Source organism: Allomesorhizobium camelthorni, assembly GCF_011045125.1.
GTDB lineage: Bacteria > Pseudomonadota > Alphaproteobacteria > Rhizobiales > Rhizobiaceae > Allomesorhizobium > Allomesorhizobium camelthorni.
This window is the reverse complement of sequence record NZ_JAAKZF010000230.1, coordinates 1-1,599: the sequence shown is the minus strand read 5'-3', so window position 1 is coordinate 1,599 and position 1,599 is coordinate 1. Positions and strand designations below refer to the sequence as shown.

General features: G+C 53.3%; 1 protein-coding gene. It reads left to right on the top strand.

The genetic code is table 11. The features are described from left to right. The first annotated feature begins 191 nt into the window (after positions 1-191). Complete coding sequence (locus G6N73_RS38970; protein WP_425484201.1) at positions 192-1,376, top strand: helix-turn-helix transcriptional regulator; 1,185 nt, start codon at positions 192-194, stop codon at positions 1,374-1,376. Positions 1,377-1,599: the final 223 nt, after the last annotated feature.

Sequence of the window (1,599 nt, the reverse complement as noted above, 5' to 3'; positions counted from 1 at the left end):
CATCCTCGCCGATCGCCTGACCCAAGCGGGAGCTCGCCAGGCGGGCTCCGGCTCCATGGAATCAGACTGGAAAAGCTAACCGGCTTTGGTAAGCGATGATAGGGGAGTGTCCCAGTTTGAAATCCAAAACTGAGTCATGGCGCTTTGCACTCTGATTCCTCATACTTTTAGCAGAGCGCGTAGGACACGTCATGATCGCCAAACACACAACCGCCGAGCATATGGCTCGAACCATAGATGTCGATCCGAACATGTTTCGCGAAGCGTTGCGGAATGTGAAGCATCCTCGGAAACGCAACACCGATTGGGAAGTGGAAATCGACAGTCCGTCCTATTCGGGGATGCGCACCGTTCTGGCCCGCGCCCTGGGAGACACGGCGCGTGAGATAGGAAGCGCCGTTTTTCACAATCGTCTTTTGCACCTGCTTGCGATGCTTGTAGACTGGGACCGTCGTGTAGTTGTCGGCTATTTCGATGATATGAGCCCACACATTCATCTTAGCGACGGCATTACGCAAGATTGCCGTGACTTGTATCTTTCAAGTTATTACCAGTTCGATCCGTTTCTGCGATACTGGACGGGGACCCGACAGTGTGGTGTAGTCACGCTTGGTGACGTAGCATCGCTCGACCATGGTGGAACATTTGTTCGAGAGTTCAACCGGATATTCGGGGTTTCGGACGAAGTTGGCATTCTTCTCCCATGGTTTTGCGGATCGACGCTAGGATTGTTCTTTGAACGCACGCGCGGCCAATATTCCGTCGAGATGGTTCGATTGCTACGGGATCTCTATCCGCTCATACTCGGTCTGCAGGAAGCCCATCTGTCTTACATAGCCAATACGCTTGAGATGAATGCTCGGACAACTGCAGCCTCTTATGGATCGGAAGCCGTCCTCGTTGTAAGTGCTAAAGGCAAACGTTTATTCTCGAGCAATGAATGGGACAAAGCGGAAGCCGATCTTCCGAGGCTAATGCCCGCTCTGCATGCATCTTGGAACGAAGATCTTACGCTGTTGTCGATCGATGATCGACATGCTCTTGCGATTCAGTCCCTCCAGTTGGGGCAGCCGACACTCGATGGTGGACGAATCTATGTTCTTCGAAAATTGTCTGAACCGCCCAACGGATCAAACATCGCTGCCGATTTGGTTTGCTTCTATTTCAACAAACTTACGAAGCGTGAGGGGGAGATCGTAAAGCTCATTTTCGCTGGGTATCCAACCCAGTCGATTGCCGAAAAGTTGGGCATCAGTCTCGGCACGGTCAAAAATCATCGCAACAGCATCTATGAGAAGCTCGATATCACGGCGGAGCGCGAGCTCTTCCTTCTGCTGTTGGGCCACTTGGGTTACCCTACGTCGAGGGCTACCTAATCTACGTGCCCAAGGCGGAAAAAGCCCGTAATCTTCGACATCTAGCGGAAATCAGCCGTGTTAAACCCTATCGCCTGCATCGGGCGGGGCGCGCCGGGTCGGTGAGAGCTGGCTCGGTTTGTCGGAACAGGTTCCGGGCTGTCGCTAAGTGGATTCCCTGCCTTGGTTAGGCTGCCATCGGGATTGATGACAGCGCATTGAAGTAGGCCTCGTCCGGCGTCTG

What these genes read in the sequence shown, in the direction of transcription:
- G6N73_RS38970 (WP_425484201.1), top strand. Translation starts at nt 192, where the DNA reads ATGATCGCCAAACACACAACCGCCGAGCATATGGCTCGAACCATAGAT.